Annotated in this window: 16 protein-coding genes; 3 read left to right on the top strand and 13 right to left on the bottom strand. The window is 29.6% G+C overall.

Going from position 1 to position 16,584, the window contains the following annotated elements; all coding sequences use genetic code 11:
- Positions 1-116 precede the first annotated feature (116 nt).
- On the top strand, positions 117-725 hold the full coding sequence (locus BFJ87_RS09385; RefSeq protein ID WP_077403282.1) for a TetR/AcrR family transcriptional regulator: 609 nt from the start codon (positions 117-119) through the stop codon (positions 723-725).
- Positions 726-799: 74 nt separating this feature from the next.
- On the opposite strand, the gene BFJ87_RS09380 is transcribed toward BFJ87_RS09385, so the two are convergent.
- Genes BFJ87_RS09380 through BFJ87_RS09370 form a run of 3 tightly spaced genes read right to left on the bottom strand, consistent with a single transcriptional unit; the run spans position 800 to position 3,401 of the window.
- Complete coding sequence (locus BFJ87_RS09380) at positions 800-1,795, bottom strand: glycosyltransferase family 9 protein (protein ID WP_077403279.1); 996 nt, start codon at positions 1,793-1,795, stop codon at positions 800-802.
- Positions 1,796-1,832: 37 nt separating this feature from the next.
- On the bottom strand, positions 1,833-2,432 hold the full coding sequence (locus BFJ87_RS09375; protein ID WP_077403276.1) for a DUF4254 domain-containing protein: 600 nt from the start codon (positions 2,430-2,432) through the stop codon (positions 1,833-1,835).
- A 30-nt stretch (positions 2,433-2,462) separates the two neighbouring features.
- A complete protein-coding gene (locus tag BFJ87_RS09370) occupies positions 2,463-3,401 on the bottom strand; it encodes a hypothetical protein (protein WP_077403273.1) in 939 nt (312 codons plus the stop codon).
- A 41-nt stretch (positions 3,402-3,442) separates the two neighbouring features.
- Here BFJ87_RS09370 and BFJ87_RS09365 point away from each other — a divergent pair, with 41 nt between their 5' ends.
- Positions 3,443-3,676, top strand: a complete 234-nt coding sequence (locus tag BFJ87_RS09365; RefSeq protein WP_077403270.1) for a DUF6341 family protein — start codon at positions 3,443-3,445, stop codon at positions 3,674-3,676.
- 116 nt (positions 3,677-3,792) lie between these two features.
- Here BFJ87_RS09365 and purD read toward each other — a convergent pair whose 3' ends face one another.
- The 4 genes from purD to BFJ87_RS09345 form a co-directional block, all read right to left on the bottom strand.
- Positions 3,793-5,064 (bottom strand): phosphoribosylamine--glycine ligase, encoded by a 1,272-nt coding sequence (purD, locus tag BFJ87_RS09360; protein WP_077403267.1) that lies wholly within the window; start codon positions 5,062-5,064, stop codon positions 3,793-3,795.
- A gap of 221 nt (positions 5,065-5,285) precedes the next feature.
- Positions 5,286-6,260: a UDP-glucuronic acid decarboxylase family protein gene (locus tag BFJ87_RS09355; RefSeq protein ID WP_077403264.1), complete on the bottom strand. Its 975-nt coding sequence runs from the start codon at positions 6,258-6,260 to the stop codon at positions 5,286-5,288.
- Positions 6,261-6,323: 63 nt separating this feature from the next.
- Positions 6,324-7,691 carry a sugar transferase gene (locus tag BFJ87_RS09350; protein ID WP_077403262.1) on the bottom strand — a complete coding sequence of 456 codons (1,368 nt, stop codon included), beginning with the start codon at positions 7,689-7,691 and terminating at the stop codon, positions 6,324-6,326.
- 19 nt (positions 7,692-7,710) lie between these two features.
- The gene (locus BFJ87_RS09345; RefSeq protein ID WP_077403259.1) at positions 7,711-8,460 is read right to left on the bottom strand and encodes a glycosyltransferase family 2 protein; all 750 of its coding nucleotides are present in this window, start codon (positions 8,458-8,460) and stop codon (positions 7,711-7,713) included.
- Positions 8,461-8,542: 82 nt separating this feature from the next.
- Here BFJ87_RS09345 and BFJ87_RS09340 point away from each other — a divergent pair, with 82 nt between their 5' ends.
- Positions 8,543-9,790 carry a DUF2264 domain-containing protein gene (locus BFJ87_RS09340; RefSeq protein WP_077403256.1) on the top strand — a complete coding sequence of 416 codons (1,248 nt, stop codon included), beginning with the start codon at positions 8,543-8,545 and terminating at the stop codon, positions 9,788-9,790.
- On the opposite strand, the gene BFJ87_RS09335 is transcribed toward BFJ87_RS09340, so the two are convergent.
- From BFJ87_RS09335 to BFJ87_RS09310, 6 genes are read right to left on the bottom strand one after another with little or no spacing between them, the layout of a single operon-like run.
- On the bottom strand, positions 9,787-11,070 hold the full coding sequence (locus BFJ87_RS09335; RefSeq protein WP_171974495.1) for an O-antigen ligase family protein: 1,284 nt from the start codon (positions 11,068-11,070) through the stop codon (positions 9,787-9,789). The two genes, BFJ87_RS09340 and BFJ87_RS09335, sit on opposite strands and share 4 nt — an antisense overlap.
- The gene (locus tag BFJ87_RS09330) at positions 11,021-12,148 is read right to left on the bottom strand and encodes a glycosyltransferase family 4 protein (protein ID WP_077403250.1); all 1,128 of its coding nucleotides are present in this window, start codon (positions 12,146-12,148) and stop codon (positions 11,021-11,023) included. The genes BFJ87_RS09335 and BFJ87_RS09330 overlap by 50 nt, the downstream gene beginning before the upstream one ends.
- Positions 12,149-12,153: 5 nt before the next feature.
- Positions 12,154-13,362, bottom strand: coding sequence for an O-antigen ligase family protein (locus BFJ87_RS09325; protein ID WP_077403247.1), 1,209 nt, complete (start codon positions 13,360-13,362; stop codon positions 12,154-12,156).
- The gene (locus BFJ87_RS09320) at positions 13,340-14,617 is read right to left on the bottom strand and encodes a lipopolysaccharide biosynthesis protein (protein ID WP_077403244.1); all 1,278 of its coding nucleotides are present in this window, start codon (positions 14,615-14,617) and stop codon (positions 13,340-13,342) included. Before BFJ87_RS09320 ends, BFJ87_RS09325 begins: the two co-directional genes overlap by 23 nt.
- On the bottom strand, positions 14,610-15,800 hold the full coding sequence (locus BFJ87_RS09315) for a glycosyltransferase family 4 protein (RefSeq protein WP_077403241.1): 1,191 nt from the start codon (positions 15,798-15,800) through the stop codon (positions 14,610-14,612). The genes BFJ87_RS09320 and BFJ87_RS09315 overlap by 8 nt, the downstream gene beginning before the upstream one ends.
- 42 nt (positions 15,801-15,842) lie before the next feature.
- Positions 15,843-16,469 (bottom strand): DNRLRE domain-containing protein, encoded by a 627-nt coding sequence (locus BFJ87_RS09310; protein WP_077403238.1) that lies wholly within the window; start codon positions 16,467-16,469, stop codon positions 15,843-15,845.
- Between the last annotated feature and the right edge of the window lie 115 nt (positions 16,470-16,584).

Below are 16,584 nucleotides of genomic sequence, written 5' to 3'. Positions count from 1 at the left end.
AAATAGTGTAGTTTGTCGTTCCCCATACCATTTACACCTATAAACACACGTTGCGATTACAAAACAAAAAGTAAGCAGCAAACTAACCAGTCTTTTTACTGTAAAAAGAAGCTATAATGGAAAAGAACTTAAAACGTATGGCCACAATGCAAAGAATGCAGTCTGTTGGTCTAGAAATATTTTATAAAAATGGATATTATGATACCAGTGTAGATGATATACTAAAAGTATTGTCTTTATCAAAAGGGGCGTTCTATTATCATTTTAAATCTAAGGAAGAATTTTTTATAAGTATTTTACAGAATATTATTTTCCCAAAAGTATATAGCGAATTAATTGCTCCTTTTGAAGGACTAGAAAACCCTGCTGTAATTTTAGACAAGTGCTTTGACAATGCTCTTGAAACGGCAGAACACAACCAATTAGACAATGGCTTTGTGTTAAGTAATTTTATGACCGAGTTTAGCGGCAAAAATGAAACCATTGTAAAGCTCCTTAAAGAGATGTTTAAGGTGTGGGAAGTAAATTTGATTACCAATTTACAAAAAGGAAAAACTGACGGTTATATAGACCGCCACGTAGATAGTGAAGCTGTTGCTAGCTTTTTAATGTCTTCTTATATGGGTGTACGTGTGTTAATGATAAATGGTAATGCAAAATTATTTCGTTACAAATACATTCAGCAATTGCGTAGTTACTTTAAAACTATTGCTGTTAAGCGGTAGAGATTAAATTATCGTTTTTAACGATGTTTAAGTTTTTCAAAATAGAAATTTAAAAACATTTATGCTATTTCGAATTACCCAACAACCTCCAAAACCTTTTGTACAACATCGTCTGGCAGTATGGTTTTCATTGCTTTTTCATAACCAGGCGGAAATTTATTGCCATACACAGATGTTGGTATAAGTGGGTAATTTTCTCTGTTTGCTAACAATGCATTTGTGCTTTGTTGCGCAAATGGGTAAAAACCAGCAAATGGGTGTGTAACTCCCCAAAGTGTTATTGTTGGCACCGCAAACATTGCGCTTAGGTGTGCGTTACCGCTATCCATAGCTAACATAACGTCTAGGTTTGAGATTAAAGAGAGTTCTTCTGTAAATCTTAGTTTTTTAACCACCGAAACACAATTGCTATACGTTTGTTCCCAGCTATCTAAAACTTCTTTTTCTTTATCTCCTCCTCCAAAAAGGATAACAGTATAAGCATTGGTTGTATTTAAACTGCTTACTACTTGTTCCATAAGCTCTAAAGGGTACGTTTTACCCTCAAAAGCAGCAAATGGTGCAATTCCTATCCACTTTTTTGGTTCTTTTGGCAGCAATGCAATAGCAGTATCAGACAGTTTTTCTTTTGTCAAAGCACAAGATTCATCTAACTTAATGGGAAATCCTAACTTACTAAAAACAGAAACGTACCGTTGTTGCGTAGTTTTCAGCTGCTTAAAAACTTTATTTTTACTGGCCGTTAACGCTTTTTTATCGGCTCTGCCTTTATCAATTTGTATAAAAGGAATACCAGATAATTTAAAAAACTGTTTTAGAATGTTAGATCGTAAAACGTTATGAATATCAGCTACCGCAGTTATTTTTAACGCTTTTAGCTCTTTAAACAATTTATAAAGTCCGTTTACGCCTTTATGTTTGCCCTTAACGTCTGCCTCATAAACCTGTACGTTAGGCAATTGTGCAAACATTGGGGTAAAAAACCGTCTTGTTAAAATGGTAATTTTTAAATCTGGATTTTGGATTAACAACCCTTTTACAACGGGCACAGTCATTGCAACGTCTCCCATTGCAGACAACCGAATTATTAATATGTGCTCTTGATGCTTAGTTTGCACGAAGCACTGGGTTTAGCTCGTCATCATTGTACATTTTCATTTGCTTGTACACTTTCATATATTTGTTACCAGCTTCAATATCTGCTAATAGCTGATCTATTGCGGTAGATAAGTCTTTTTTCTGCTCTAATAATACATCTAATTTAGCTTTACACTTTTGCCTATGGTCTTCAGTAGCATCTGCTCTTGTAGCTTCTTCCTGCATATGGTAAACCTTTAATGCCAAAATAGACAATCTATCTACTGCCCAAGCAGGACTCTCTGTATTTATTGTAGCATTATCTTTAATTTGTACCGTATGGTATTTATTTAGAAAATAACTATCTATATACTCTACCAAATCTGTCCTATCTTGATTACTTGCGTCAATTTTACGTTTTAAATCTAATGCATCTACAGGGTCTATATTAGGATCTCTTATGATGTCCTCATAATGCCATTGTACGGTATCTATCCAGTTTTTACGATACAACAAATGGGCAATTTCGTCTTTTGGATATGGGTTTTCAAAAGATTGATATACATTATCTAAAACGTGGTATTTATCTATACTTTGATTAAATATTTTAAAGGCAAAATCACTGAACATACTGTAAAATTTTAGGCAAATATACCAATTTTACTTTAGTATAACCTTAAACACAAACACCGTTATTGGTACAACAATAGCTATAAAAAGATTTAATTCTTTAAAACGAGGTTTACGTAAAATTTCTATGTAATTGGTTAAAAAGACTGCTGCCGGAAAAAAAGTAATCATTATTGGAAAATAACCAAGAGAAGTCTCAAATAAGGTTATAAAAATACCCACGGTAAAAGATACAGCAACTAAACGCATACTTGCCAAACGACCAACACCACTTTTGCCAAGTTTAACACTACTTACTACACCTACAATAATTACAACAATTAAATACACTATAGTTGCAGAGCTTTTGCTCCACTCCCTAAACATATCTGCGTTAATATTTAATGTAAAAACATAGTGTTGTAATACAAAATTGAACTTACCAAGCACTGCAAAAACAGCAGATGTAATTAAGGCAACTGTGACCAAGGCAGATAATGGTAAAAACCAATTTCTAATATTTTTTGGTTCATAAATATAAATAGCAATATAAACCCAAACAAGATAAAGTAGAGCCCAATCATAAAACAAGCTGGCTACTATAATCCACATAGATGCATCAAAAATTTTATACTTAATTTCTTTTAATGATTTAAGACTTAATATTTTTCGGGTAGCCAAAACAATAAAAAAACTGCAAAAGATACCGTTAGTATCTGTTAAAGAAGCAGGAAAAAAAACACATAATAAACCATAAAAAAGTACAGCAAAAGAGTTTGCCTTTGTGATTTTATTACGTTTAACAATAAAATTTACAAGGAAAATTGTAAAAAATAGTGCTGCAACTATACCAATATTAGAAGCTACTAACCCCAGTGTAAACAAGGTATTCTCTCCAAAAAAACGTACCGTACCATAAAACACCAACAATAAAGTAAGTACAATTATGTAATTTATAGGTTTTGTTTTTCCAAAAAAGCTTGAAATCATCTAGAGTTTTTATATTTTTGCACGGTAAATATACATATAAGATGAAAACATTTTTTAAAGCAATAGAGGATTTATTTGTTGATGTACTTTTTGCTCCTTTAGATTTATTAAGAGCATTAGAATTAGAAAACTGGTGGGCTGCAAATACACTTAACTGGATTTTTATGATTATTGGTGCAATAGCAATGGTATATTGGATGTTACAACTTAAAGAGCACGCTGCTAATGGCGAGGAAGACAAGAGCGCTAACGCACACTCATTTATTAAGATCTAAAAATATCTTTTATTAGCTGTACCGGCTAAATTAGATTTACTCATACACTAAGAAAACCCAACTAGCTACTTATGTAGTTACTAGTTGGGTTTTTATTTTATTGTTTTTTTTTGGTTTTACAAATCGAAACCTAGATCTTTTCTATAGTTTATTTTATCAAAATGTAGCTTTTCTACGTTTTTATACGACTGTGCTAAAGCCTCTTTAAAATTAGCTCCAAACGATGTTACTGCCATTACACGGCCACCACTAGTAACCACTTTATCACCATCTAACTTAGTGCCTGCATGAAATACAATAGAACCCTCTACTAAGTCTAAGCCTGTTATCTCTTTACCTTTTTCATAAGCTTCAGGGTAACCACCAGATACTGTCATAACTGTAGTTGCCGTACGCTCATCAATTTTAATATCAATGGTATCTAACGTTTGGTTGCCTACAGCTTCAAAAACCTCAACTAAATCGTTTTGTAAACGTGGTAAAACAACTTCAGTTTCCGGATCTCCTAAGCGCACATTGTATTCTATAACCTTTGGTTCATTATCAACTTTAATAAGCCCAATAAAAATAAAACCTTTGTACGGTAAATTATCTTTAGCAAGGCCTTCTACCGTTGGTTTTACAATTTGGTTGTGTATTTTACTCATAAACTCATCACTAGCAAAAGGAACAGGAGAAATAGCACCCATACCGCCTGTATTTAAACCAGTATCACCCTCGCCAATACGCTTGTAATCTTTAGCTGTTGGCAATACTTTAAAGTTTTTACCATCTGTAAGCACAAAAACACTAAGCTCTATACCGTCTAAAAACTCCTCTATTACAACTGTTGTACTAGCATCTCCAAATTTAGAATCTACCAACATAGAAGCAAGTTCTTTTTTAGCTTCCTGTAAATCTTGTAAAATTAAAACACCTTTACCTGCTGCTAAACCATCTGCTTTTAAAACATAAGGAGCTTTTAAGGTTTCTAAAAACGCTTGTCCTTCTGCCAACGTATCTGCTGTAAAACTTTTATATGCTGCAGTAGGAATATTATGACGCATCATAAATTCTTTAGCAAAATCTTTACTACCCTCTAAAGTTGCGGCTGCTTTTTGCGGACCAATTACTGGAATATTTTTTAAATCGATGTCGTTTAAAAAGAAATCATGTACACCATTAACCAAAGGGTCTTCTGGGCCAACAACAACCATATTTATCTGTTCTGCAAGAACAACTTCTTTTATAGCTTGAAAATCATTAACACCAATTGGTATATTTTTTGCTATTGAAGCAGTACCAGCATTACCAGGTGCTACAAATAGTTTGTTTAGCTTTTTACTTTGATTTAGTTTCCAGGCAATAGTATGTTCTCTACCACCAGATCCAAGGATAAGAATATTCATAATGTAAAAGTTTGCCCAAAAATACAGTAAGGCAAATTAATATCCTTTAAAAAAAAGAAAAAAAGAAGTGAGAGTATAGATAGCTTCGCTGTTAAAAATAAGAATATAGACTTACTGTTAAGGTAAATAGATACAAGATCGCTGCGCTGATAGATTCTAGATGCAAGACCAACTCATTTTAATCTATTCTCTATTTTCTATACTCTAGTCTCTATGTCTCTCTATTTAGAAAAATCTCTATGTTCTTTATCTTGTAATTCTTCAGGGGATAACGACTTAAAGTAGTCGAAAACAATTTTTAGTCCTTCTTCCCTAGAAACCCTAGGTTCCCAACCCAACAGTTCCTTTGCTTTAGTAATATCTGGTTGTCTTTGCATTGGGTCATCTGTTGGTAAAGGCTTGTAAATTACCTTTTGCTCTGTACCAGTAAGTTTTATTATTTCTTCTGCAAATTCGCCTATTGTAGTTTCGTGTGGATTACCAATGTTAACAGGATAGCTATAGTTGCTCATTAGAAGCCTATAAATGCCCTCTACTTGATCATCTATATAACAGAAAGACCTTGTTTGCTTTCCGTCGCCAAACACCGTTAAATCTTCTCCTCGTAAAGCCTGACCCATAAATGCTGGTACAACACGACCATCGTTTAGTCGCATTCTAGGCCCGTAGGTATTAAAAATCCTAACTATACGCGTATCTAGTCCGTGAAAACGATGGTAAGCCATAGTAATAGACTCCATAAAACGTTTAGCCTCGTCGTAAACTCCACGTGGCCCAACCGGACTTACATTACCATAATATTCTTCGTTTTGCGGGTGTACTAATGGATCTCCGTACACCTCTGAGGTAGAAGCTACCAAAATAGTCGCATTTTTTTCTTTTGCTACTCCAAGCAAATTATGTGTACCTAACGCACCAACCTTTAATGTCTCGATAGGAATTTTTAAATAATCTATAGGACTTGCTGGTGATGCAAAATGTAATATATAGTCTAATTTACCAGGAATATGAATAAACTTAGACACATCATGATGTTGAAACTCAAAATTTTCTAATGGAAAAAGGTGCTCAATATTTTTTAAGTCTCCCGTAATTAAATTGTCCATTGCAATTACGTAGAAACCCTCTTTTATGAACCTGTCGCATAAATGAGATCCTAAAAATCCTGCTGCTCCAGTAATAAGTACTTTTTTCATTCTATTTTTTAATATGCCTTTTCTTCTCCAGAAACAGCGTTAAGTACGGTTTGTACTATGATTTTAAACTCCTCTTGAAAATAAAACTGTAGTAACCGTTTTAAATATAATTCTTAAATCTAAAGTAATAGACCTATTTTTAATGTAATACATATCATACTCTAATTTTCTAATAGAATCATCTAAATTTTCACCATACTTATATTTTACCTGTGCCCAACCTGTAATACCAGGCCTAATCAAATGTCTAACATCATAAAAAGGAACAATTTTATTTAGTTCTTTAACAAAAACTTTTCGTTCAGGCCTAGGACCAATAAACTGCATATCTCCTTTAATAACCGAAATAATTTGAGGCAATTCATCAATTCTAAATAACCTCAATATTCTTCCAAAAGGTGTTATTCTTGCATCGTTTTTAACAGCCATTTTTGCTCCAGATTTCTCAGCGTCAGTAACCATTGATCTATATTTATAAATTTTAAATTCGTTACCATATAAACCCACTCTCTTCTGTGAATAAAACAAAGGACCTCGGTTGAAAAACAAATTAAGTATAAAAACAAATGGTATGGTGAACACAAAAAATAGTCCAACAAAAAGCGCTAACATAAAGTTTACCAAAAAACTAAATATTCTTAATAAATATCTAATTTTAATATTTCTAAACTGAAGTATTTCATAAAAACTATCGTTATGAGATTTAATAGGTAGAGCCTCATACATATTTTCATAAAAAGAAGTAAAAGAAATGACTTCTTTTCCTTTTAACATTGCCATTATAATAGCTTTTTCTAATTCTTTAGAAAAATTATTGTAACTATCTGTATTTATTATCCAAGTATCAATTTTATCTGTGGCTTCTAAGATAGATTTCTTATTAGTAAATTCCTTATGATTAGAAGTAAGAGTTAGCTTAACTTTATAAAAGGTTTCTAAATCAGTTCCGTTAATTTTAGCTATTTCATCCTTTATTTCATCTTTGTTTTTTTCGTCATAAACGTATAAAACATTTTTTGTTACTGGAATTATATTAAATACATTACGGTAAAAAAAACGCCATAATCCAATTTGAACTGGAGTTAAAAGCAAAAAACACAATAAAGGAATTCTCCAAAAGCTAACATCAAAAAATATAACAGTGAAAACAAAAATTGATAACACATATATCCCCGATATATATAGAGACTGAGAAAGTAAATACTTTTTTTTAGAGACTTTTTCTAAATTATAAAAGTCAAGAATATATGCAAGCATTAAGTAAAAAAGCAACCCTATTGCAAAAATTAAGACCTTAAGATTTAATGATACAAATTGTTTATCTATAGCAAAATTAATAAGTAAATTTAATGACGCTAAAATAATTAACAAGTCACCTATTAAAAGAATAAATTTTCTCTCGACCGAATTTAAAATTGAAGGTTTAGCCATTAATTATGTACTCTAATTTCTAACAAAAATAAGATTTCAATTTTAAAACAACCGCTGTAAATAAATAAAAAGAAGATTTAATAAACGAAAGCTTTTCTTCTTCTCTATATATTTTCCATTCATATTTTAATAAATCTAGTTTATTGGAGGAAATAGAGTTATTCACTATTCTATAAGAAGCTAAATTTAGATTTAATCCATACGCATCGGTAATCTTCAATAACTTTAACCATAATGCATAATCTTGTCTCTTTCTAATTGACGGCATATAATGCTTCCCTAGACTATCACAATTATAAATAACCGTCAAACACCCAATAGGGTTCTTAAATAATGCCCTATTATAATTAACGTGATTTAACACCTTTTTACTCTTTGACAATACATTTCCCTTTTCATCAATTACGTCATAGGAAGAAAAGGAAAAATTGTGTTTATTTTTTACCATAAATTCAATTTGTCTACCTAATTTATCCTTATGCCAAATATCATCACTATCTAAAAATGCAATATAACTCCCGCTTGCTAATTCAATTGCCTTATTTCTAGAAACACCAGCACCACTATTTTTCTTTAATTTCACATAGATAACCCTTGAATCTGTCTTAGCAAATTCCTTAATAATAGAAGCACTTAGATCTGAAGAACAATCATCTACCAAGATGTGCTCCCAATTTTCATATGTTTGATCCTGAACAGATTGTATACAGTCTGAGACAAACTTCTCAGAATTATATACAGGCGTCACTATAGAAACTTTGTTATTCATTTAAAAAAATTAGAGCTATTTTTATTAAATTAGATAAAAATGTTTTAGACTTTTTTATAATTTACAAAGAAATTAAAAAATTATGCTTAGAAGAAAATTTATAACAGCTATGTCTTTATCTGGAATTATTACCTTTATAAAACCTCAAAGTATATCTGCTAAATCTCATAAACACAAAGCTAAAAGTGGAGACAAAGATAGGGCATATTGGTGTAACCTACTTTTTAAAATTTCTTATCCTGTTTTTTCAAATTTGGCAAATGAAACATTAGCAAAAAATATGCCTGCAACCAAATCTCCTACTTACGATGGTCGTAAAAATGTCACTTATTTAGAGGCAGTTGCAAGAACAGCTGCTGGAATTGCCCCTTGGCTTTCCTTACCAGACGACGAAAGTAAAGAGGGTAAAATGAGGAAAAAATTAAGAAGTGTATTCTTGAAAGGAATGGTAAACGCGGTCAACCCTTCAAGTCCGGATTATCTAAATTTCAGGACAGAAAAACAACCAATAGTAGATGCAGGACACCTTGTACAAGCATTCTTAAGAGCTCCAAAACAACTTTGGGAGCCTTTGGATGAAATTACAAAAAAAAGATTTGTAGAGGAGTTAAAAGCATTAAGGACAAGAAAAGCATATAAAAACAACTGGTTACTTTGTAGAGCGATAACAGAAATATTTTTACTATCTATTGATGAAAATTGGGAAAAAAAATATGTAGATGAAGCTCTTGATTATTATAAAGATTGGTATATAGGTGACGGCTGGTATAAGGATGGCGTAAAGTTTTCTTTTAATTATTACAATTCCTTTGTAATGCATAGTATGCTAGTAGATACACTAAACGTTTTAGTAAAGAAAGGCTTAACAAAAGAGGAAGAGTATGATTTATCTTTAAAAAGAATGATTAGATTTGCTGTACAATTAGAAAGAATGATTTCTCCTGAAGGAACATATCCCGTTATAGGAAGATCTATAACATACAGAACGGGAGCATTTCAAACCTTATCTCACGTTTCTTTATTAAAAAAATTACCAACAAAAATTAAACCCGCGCAAGTGAGATGTGCTCTAACAGCCATTAAAAAAAATCTATTTATTGATGACGTTTTTGATAAAGACGGATGGTTAGAGTTAGGGTTTAGGGGCAACCAACCTGAACTTGCAGACTATTATACATCAAGGGGTAGTTTATATATGACTACACTAAGTTTTTTACCCCTTGGTTTAAACAAAACAGATAAATTTTGGTCTGGAAAAGATGAAGATTGGACTTCTAAAAAAGCTTGGAACAGCAAACCTTTCGAAAAAGATTTTCAAGTACAATATTAAATATTTTTACTGTTGCATGTTACATCTAATTTATTCAACAATATGGGCACTACAATAGAATAGAAAATAATTCCATTGTACCTAACAAGCATAGATTCAAATACTAATGATATTATTAAAACAATAAGCATACTTAGATTATATATATTTGAAACTCTATAACCTATTACTGCAAATGGTAATAAAAATAATATTAAACCCAGAACACCAACCTGAAGAGTTGTTTGAAGAAATTGATTATGAGCATTATATTCATTTTCTGCATTTGTAATATAATCTGATTTTAAATACCCAATTAGTAATTCTTTATCTGCATCACCAACTCCATATCCTAGGAAAGGAGATTTCTCAATCAAATCTAGTGCCACTTTCCAAGATAAAATTCTTGATTGAGAAGATGTAGTATACTTGTGGTTTTCTTTCAAATTAAAATCATTAAGTCTTTTAATTCCTTGATTAATTCTTGGATTAATAAAAACTAATATTCCCAAAAAAGCAACAGTACTAAAAATAATTATTCGACTAGAATTTTTGTAATAGATTAAAAATATAACACCAATTAACAAGAGTAGAACTAATGCTGATTTGGAAGATAAAAAAAAGATATATACTGATAGAGTTATTAATAAGAAAAGTTTTATTTTTCTTGATAACGAACTTTTTAAAGTGTAAATAATACCCACTAAAACATATAAACCTACATAGCTTGGATGCATAAAGGTAGAGAAGTATCCACCAAAAAAGTAATTTCCTCCATCAATAATTGATTCTTCAATATTTAGACCTGCTTTTATTGCTGAATTGAAGTTTACTCCTTCTTCATTAATTGTTAAAGAAGAGTAAAAAGCTTTAATTAAATTAAAAATAAATGTAATAAATATACCAAAAATAAATGCCTTAGATACTTTATCTATAATCTCCTTATTTGCTCTAATAAACATAAAAATAATAGGAAATATGATTAAAGGTAACGATCTTTCTATAAGTTTAAGACCTTCTTTAACATCATAACTATAATAGAGACTTATAGTCATAAGGAAAAAAAGTAATGGAAAGGACCAATTAATAATGTCTAAACTATATGTTTTTTTAATCATAAAAATACTTGAAACACCAAAAAACATTGACAGAATAAATAAAAAACTAGATGGCTGTATTCCAAAAGGTAATGTAACAAAACCAAGGAGAATAAAATTCCAAAAAAGATTAATTTGTACGTTATTTTCAGTTTTAATAAAAAGACCTTTCATAAATCTCAATAAATGATTTTGTGCATTCATCCCAATTAAATTTTTCTGATTGCTGCAGCGTATTTTGAGTAAGCTGCTCATATTCTTTTTCAATATAATCCACTGCTCGTATTACATCATTCACACTATCGTTCCTTACAGATACTCCTACCTCGTTTTCTTTAAAAAAACCATCAACACCCTCTCCTTTACAAAATACTATAGGTAAACCTTGACTAAGAGCTTCTACATATACTAAACCAAAAGTTTCCTTAATAGATGGCATAACAAATATTTGACTCCTTTTATATATTTCTAAAAGTTTAGAAAAATTATAAATATGCCCATGAAAAATAACGTTATTGTCTGCCATCTTTTTAACAGTATGTATAAAATTACCATCTCCTACAACTTCCAGAACATATTTTTTTTTACTTTTTTTATTAAGTTCTTTTAGAGCATTGATAACAACATCTAGTTTTTTTCTTTTAACAATACGACCAACATACAAAAGTCGTATGGGCTCAACAATTCTTTTTTGCACTACTAAATTAGAAAACCACTTGTCATCAATAGCGTTAGGAACGACACTGATTTTGTTTAAAATATCTGAGTGAAATTTACTTAAATATTTTTCTTTAAAAATTTCAACATATGATGGGTTAATGAAAATTACTCTTTCCGCTTCATTCATTATTTTATTTCCAAATTTTCTTAAATGAAACATCCATTTAAAAAAAGTAAATATATCAGATGCTCTTACACTAACTACATAAGGAATATTATACTTTTTTTTAATTTTATAAGCTACTCCTCCGTCACTAAATAAGAAATGTCCATGAATTAAATCCACCTCTCTTAAATCCACTTTACTCTCAAGATCTTGCAATATAATATTGATTTTCTTATGATACTGTAATCTAAACAAAAGAGATCTTTTAAGAATATATGAATAGTGATATTCAACATTTTTAATACTTTCATCTCTATTTCCATCTATTTTATCTTCCCACTTAACAGGAACATAAACTATTTGATTATATCCAAAATTTGACAATCTATTAACAAGGTTAACATATATTTTTTGATCAGGAAAATCATTTGAAAGTTGTAGTATTGTTTTTGCCATAAAGATTATAATTCTATTACTTTAGGTGAATATAGACTACTAAGGTATAGTGCATACATTCCATATATAATTCGGATATCTTCTAAACCTCCAGTTTTTGAATAACATAATATAAGAAATATTAAGATTAATTTAGAAGTTACTTTTTTTGTTTTATAGAAAAATATGAAAAATAGAAAACTTGACAATATAAGAAAACCCAAAACACCCAATTCAAAAAGACTTTCTATTAAAATATTATGGGGATACCCTCTACCATCATTCCCTGTATACAAAAACATAAAACTACCTATTCCTGAACCAAACAATAAACGTATTGGCCCTTCTGTAATACTATCAAAAGAAAATGATAAAAAATCTAACCTTCCGCTAATTGAAGCTCCTCCACTATCAGAATTAAACATTACGTAAAATCTATTAAATGTTCTTTGAAAAAGATTAAAAAAAAGGTTTCTTAATGGGGTGGCAAAAATTACCAAAGCTATAATTCCTCCAAAAACCAAATTCGTGTTGCGTATTCTTAATTTTAGACTTTTTATTTTAAATAGAAAAAATAAGAGCATTGTAATAATAAAAAAAATAAGAGGTCCCCGTGCACTAGAAATAACCAATAAAAATATAGGTAATACAACCTTAAGATCAAAGTTAGACTTAAGCTGATTTCTAAAACAAATATTATAATAAGCAATAAGTCCTAAGAACATTCCAATTGTTAAGTAATGACCTCTTATTTCATCTGCCCTTTCAATATTTATAAGCGTTTTATAAGGAGTCCACCTTACAAAATTCAAAAAAATAATAAATACGCTAAACGGAATTATAATATTATATAAGAGACTAAAAAAGGATTCTATGGTAATTTCTTTTCTAAAAATCGGATATATAAAAGCAATAATATTTAATATCAGTAATAAACTTTTATAGTAACCAAAACCAGTAGATGCAGTGTAAAATAAACTTATAAAAACAACACATTGAAAAAAAATTATTAAAAATGTATAGACAAGTTGCTTATTGTTAATCAGTATTTTTCCTTTCTTTTTTATTGTAACATAGACAATATCACACAATATCATTAAAGCAGAAATAGCTGTAACATCTATGAACCTAGGCACTCCAATATAGAAAAATATTGACTTTATTATTCCTGAAATAATAAAAATAGTGAAAAGCGCATTTATAAAAAATCTTTTACTTAGCTTTAATTTCCTCAATTTGATATTTGTAAGACATGTATATTATAATAACCCCATAAATTAAATAAAACAATAGAATAATCCAAGTATAGAGCTTTAAATACATTATTAATGATAGACCATCTGCATAAAACAAAAATAATACTACAGCAAACTTACTTATCTCCCATAGTGAATTAATTTTAAATTTTTTCAAAGCAATTAGTACTTTTCCTAAAGGTGAAAATATAAGCATTATTGCTGACCCATAAACTAATATTTTGGCATATTTCCCAGAATTTTCCCAGCCTTCTCCCCCTATGAAAACAAATATTTCTTCTCCATAAAATTGTATTAACAATATAAACAAGGTAGAAAATGATAATAACATAAGAATCACAGACAATAAGAGTGGTAAAATTTTTTCTTTCTTGTTAATTAGTTGACTAACTCGCTGGAAAACAACTTGAGATATCGCAATAGATATAAATACAGACGGAATAGCTAATATTTTTTGGGTAAACTCCAGATAACCCACTTCTTTTATATCAAACTTACTTAGTATTAAGAAAGTTAACGACCCTAATACAAATGTATTTAAAATATTAGGAATTAAAGTAAATACTGGCAACTCTCTATACTCATACATTACTTTCTTAATCCTGATAAGGCTAATGTTTTTTAACGAAGTCATTGATCTTACTTTCCAAAAAGAAAAAGCGCCTTGAACTGTGTTACCTATTGTATCACCAATTAATAAACCATTAGGATTTTTAAAATATCCAAAAAGAAACTGTATTAAGCCCTCTGAAAAACGTCTAGATACTTTACTCGAGGAAGACAACAAAAACCTTTGCTTTCTGATTAAATACATATTAAATGTATTAAAAATTGAATAACTATAAACACTAATTGGTAAAAGGCACATCGCTAAAAAAGAAAATTCCTTAAAGTAGTAATGTACTCTATTTTTAAAAATTAATATTATGATAAATAACAACAAGCAAATAATTGTACTAATAATCACACTTAAGTAAAGTACATGTTTAGAGTCAGTGTCTTTTTTTGGAAGCAGAATGGCATTTTCATATTTTAAGGATGAAAGTGCTACTAAAATAGAAAATGACTTAAGGAATACATCGTATGTTCCAAAATCCTCAGGTGAAAATGTTCTTTTTAAAAAGGGTTGCAGTAATAATGGAATGACTTGAGCTAACAAAATCCCAACCGAAAGAATTAAAACATCTCTCCCTAAACTCTTTGTTGATTTAAAAAAGTCACTTATATTAGACATCAAACAAAATAAGGTATTTCTTTTTAGCTTCTTTCCAAGAAAATTTATCCTTGGCCGTTATCAAACTTTTCTTTAAGCCCTCTTGTTCATCATTACTCATGTTAAAAAAATAATCTATTTTTTTAACAAATGAATTTTCTCCAACAACATCAGCAGTAAGCCCAACATTATTATCTATTACATACTTCCCAATTTCTCCTGTATTAGTTACTAAAGCCGGTAACTCAAATTCTCTAGCTAATGATAATGGACCACTTTGAGAACCTGACTCCAACTCATAAGTCAGTATTAATAAATCACTGCAACTATAATATAAAGCCATTTTTTCTTCTGAAATATAATCTATATCAAGCATATAATTTTTCATATTATGCTTTGTAATCCACTTATCAATATCCTCTTTAGTGACCGACGCTTCAGATCCAGCAATAATTAATTTTGGTTCCTTATTAGACTTAGAAACATTTTCTATTGTAAACTCAATATTCTTATCTTTACGCAGCATACCAAAGAAAAGAATAACATTATCATTTTGTTTTAACCCTAATTCTTTTCGAGCTAAGGGTTTTGAAACCTTTTTAAATGGGATAGAACTAGGGTATTGAATAATATGTATTTTATGATCCTGAATTTTTAAAAATTTAGAAATTTCAGACTTTATATATTTACCATTTACTACTATACCTTGAATGTTATTTAAGATTTTATTATTAAAAATATATTTAAAAACACTTTTGTATAAAGAGTAAATTATATCCTTAGACTGAAACTTTGCACTATGAATCCATAAAAAAGTTTTTATTACCCCTTTTTTATTTAACTTTTTAATTAAGGTTAACAATGGAATAACATCATAATCCATAATGTATACCAAATCATTCTTTTGAATAATACCAGACTTTACTATTTTTTTATAGTAACAATAAGAAACATATTGCTTCATAATTGCCCTAAAATATGGTGCAAACTTACCGTATTTAACAAAATTCTTAGCGTCTGTTTTTACATAATTTACTCCAGTGTAATTAACTTTTATATTAGGCGGAGTGTCTATCTCTGTATCTGAGGCTAAATGTAGAATTATATTGAATTCACTCTTTAAATTATCACAAAAATTACGGACATACTCAAAACCATGTCCCTTTGTTGAATACATTGCTGAAATAAGGTGAAGTTTTCTCATTTATATTGGTTTAGGTCAGTACTATATAAAACTGTAAGTTATTTATTTCTTATCTTTGTACCTAATTTCTACTTTTGGTCTCTTAGCTAAATCATCTGAATTACTTGAGTAAAAACTTATCATATTATTTTTTGAATTCTCATTTACTAATCTAAACATAAAACCTAAATTTCTATATTCTTTCCTTGCAAAGCCCTTAATAAAATTAGAAATATCTATCTTGTACTTTTCTCGCTTTCCTCTAGAAGAATCAACAATAACCTCGTTTTCTCTACTTATTGATGGCTGACCATCCCACGTAATTCTATTTTCTACCCAAGGATAAGTTATCCTTTGAACGTAAAAATTAACATCACCATTCGTTTTTAAATCATTCCTATATAAGTAAATAAAAGCTGAATCTATTTCAGCCGCTCTACTAATTTCAGGCATATCAAAGCCCAATACAAACCTGTTATCATCTTTTAAACTGTCATTTTTAATTCTAGAGATTAAATGTAACACTTTATGATCTCCATAATTATTTGTAGGATACGCTTTAGAAATTATAGCATCCTGTCCATTTTTTTCATTTAAAACAATATTGTAAGTTTTGGAAACTTTTTCTGTTTGACAGCTATAAAAAAGTATTACAACTAGTAATTTCCATAATTTTTCAATCTTTATCAAAACTAAATTATTTTAAGTTAATCAAAATGCTAAAAATTCTTATTAAGAATAAGTGTTACTATGATTTTTTATTTCATATTCATCTGAAATTTTCAACTCAATTACAATAAACTAA

This window comes from Cellulophaga omnivescoria (assembly GCF_001999725.1).
In the GTDB taxonomy this organism is placed as follows: domain Bacteria; phylum Bacteroidota; class Bacteroidia; order Flavobacteriales; family Flavobacteriaceae; genus Cellulophaga; species Cellulophaga omnivescoria.
This window is presented reverse-complemented; position numbering and strand designations above follow the sequence as displayed.

Coding starts and splice junctions, on each gene's coding strand:
- BFJ87_RS09385 (WP_077403282.1), top strand. CDS start 117: ATGGAAAAGAACTTAAAACGTATGGCCACAATGCAAAGAATGCAGTCT.
- BFJ87_RS09380 (WP_077403279.1), bottom strand. CDS start 1,795: ATGGGAGACGTTGCAATGACTGTGCCCGTTGTAAAAGGGTTGTTAATC.
- BFJ87_RS09375 (WP_077403276.1), bottom strand. CDS start 2,432: ATGTTCAGTGATTTTGCCTTTAAAATATTTAATCAAAGTATAGATAAA.
- BFJ87_RS09370 (WP_077403273.1), bottom strand. CDS start 3,401: ATGATTTCAAGCTTTTTTGGAAAAACAAAACCTATAAATTACATAATT.
- BFJ87_RS09365 (WP_077403270.1), top strand. CDS start 3,443: ATGAAAACATTTTTTAAAGCAATAGAGGATTTATTTGTTGATGTACTT.
- purD (WP_077403267.1), bottom strand. CDS start 5,064: ATGAATATTCTTATCCTTGGATCTGGTGGTAGAGAACATACTATTGCC.
- BFJ87_RS09355 (WP_077403264.1), bottom strand. CDS start 6,260: ATGAAAAAAGTACTTATTACTGGAGCAGCAGGATTTTTAGGATCTCAT.
- BFJ87_RS09350 (WP_077403262.1), bottom strand. CDS start 7,691: ATGGCTAAACCTTCAATTTTAAATTCGGTCGAGAGAAAATTTATTCTT.
- BFJ87_RS09345 (WP_077403259.1), bottom strand. CDS start 8,460: ATGAATAACAAAGTTTCTATAGTGACGCCTGTATATAATTCTGAGAAG.
- BFJ87_RS09340 (WP_077403256.1), top strand. CDS start 8,543: ATGCTTAGAAGAAAATTTATAACAGCTATGTCTTTATCTGGAATTATT.
- BFJ87_RS09335 (WP_171974495.1), bottom strand. CDS start 11,070: ATGAATGCACAAAATCATTTATTGAGATTTATGAAAGGTCTTTTTATT.
- BFJ87_RS09330 (WP_077403250.1), bottom strand. CDS start 12,148: ATGGCAAAAACAATACTACAACTTTCAAATGATTTTCCTGATCAAAAA.
- BFJ87_RS09320 (WP_077403244.1), bottom strand. CDS start 14,617: ATGTCTAATATAAGTGACTTTTTTAAATCAACAAAGAGTTTAGGGAGA.
- BFJ87_RS09315 (WP_077403241.1), bottom strand. CDS start 15,800: ATGAGAAAACTTCACCTTATTTCAGCAATGTATTCAACAAAGGGACAT.